Source organism: Proteiniphilum sp. UBA5463 (assembly GCF_002427225.1).
GTDB lineage: Bacteria > Bacteroidota > Bacteroidia > Bacteroidales > Dysgonomonadaceae > Proteiniphilum > Proteiniphilum propionicum.
The window spans coordinates 9,853-11,454 of sequence record NZ_DIQL01000032.1; the positions used below are offsets into that span (position 1 = coordinate 9,853).

The window sequence follows — 1,602 nt, forward strand, 5'->3', positions numbered from 1 at the left end:
GGCGGATTTATCAGCGGCGAAAATCAGTTCGTGTGTTTTCATGGCATCCGCCAAGCTGGTTAAAGGCATCTCCCTGCCTTCGTCCATTGCTTTAAAAAATGCTTCAAACTGATGCAGGTATGGGTGATCGGACACATCGCCCGAATCAAGCAGCTTCATGGATAATTCACTCCATTTATTCTTGTTTAACTCTTTGATTTTCGTAGAATAAAATTTATTATCCAAAAGGCTCCCTTCACTTCCTACCAAATGGAAATGGAAATAATAGGGCTGCAGACAATCAATAACCGAGGCAACTTTTCCTACAGCACCGTTTTTGAATTTTATGATCGAAACGGAGCTGGTGGGATATTCATATTTGGCAAAATCGGCATGGGAAGAGCCGGTCGAGTAGCTATGAACCGCATCAACTTCACTGTCGATACAGTACAAGAGGGCATCCATGGCATGACACCCTGCCGACAACAAGCTACTTCCCGCTTCCTCTTTTTTAATATTCCACCGGTACTGCCCGTAAGATGGCCCGATACCGTGGTAATAATCAACTTCCGCATAATGAATTTTCCCCAATAATCCTTGTTCTATAAGTGACTTTACAGTTTGTAATTGACCGGAAAAACGGCACTCGAAGCAGACGCATGTCTTTACGCCAGCTTCCTTCACAGCCTTCTCCACGGCCAGACAATCTTCCCACGTGAGGGCTATCGGTTTCTCAATGATCAGGTTTTTGCCGGCCCGGGCTGCCATAATGGCCTGCTTAGCGTGGAGGGCAGGATAACTGCATATGGACACCACATGTATATCGGGATTGGCAATCATTTCCGAATAATCCTCGTAACACCTGATGTTCCCTCCGTGCCTGGCGCTGATTTCCTTCGAATCCAGTCCCCGCGAAGAACAGATCGCAGTAACCTGTGCAAGAGAGGTCCTATTAATTGCGTCTATGTGGGCGCCTGCAGCCCAACTGTAACCAACGATTCCTACGTTATACTTTTTCATAATACGTTGAATTTATATTTATAAATTGTTTTAATTGATTTCATGTATTGTTTTATAATAATTTCAACTATGGCAAACTCACTCATTCTCTTTTGACAAGTCCTGTTAAATTTAAATGCTTTGTTCATTGATATTTCTTGGTTCAGGGAGTAATTATTTTATAAATACTTACGGTGTTTATGTTGAGAATTTCGTAAAAAAAGATTCAACCTTATGATTGCTTTACTACAAGTCATAGGTTAAAGAAAAACCAAGCTTTTTGTCCGAAAAAGTTAAAAAGCTTGCGAAACTGAAAAATTGATTCTATCGCCTTTTTACTAAAGTAAAGAAGCTGTTTGTCTTTGAAAGTATCGTTGAACCATTGTTTCACAGTACGTCGTTTTGTTTGGGAAGGTTCAATTATTTATTGTTGGTTCTGCAAATGTATAAAAAAAGCATAACAAATCAGTAATTTATTGAATTAACTTGCCGGCATAGATTCAGACCGCTATAAACAACAGTAAGGCACAAGGTATTATAACACAATAAGGCCCTGTAAAGCATTTGGCTTTCAGGACTTTATTGTGTTTGTTAAATTCGAAAGGAAATTTACTCTTTGGCCCT

1 protein-coding gene is annotated in these 1,602 nt (G+C 40.2%); it reads right to left on the reverse strand.

The genetic code is table 11. From position 1 onward, the window contains the following. A partial coding sequence (locus B3B27_RS05360) for a Gfo/Idh/MocA family protein (RefSeq protein ID WP_286847000.1) occupies window positions 1-999 on the reverse strand: 999 nt, incomplete at its 3' end. Window positions 1,000-1,602 lie beyond the last annotated feature (603 nt).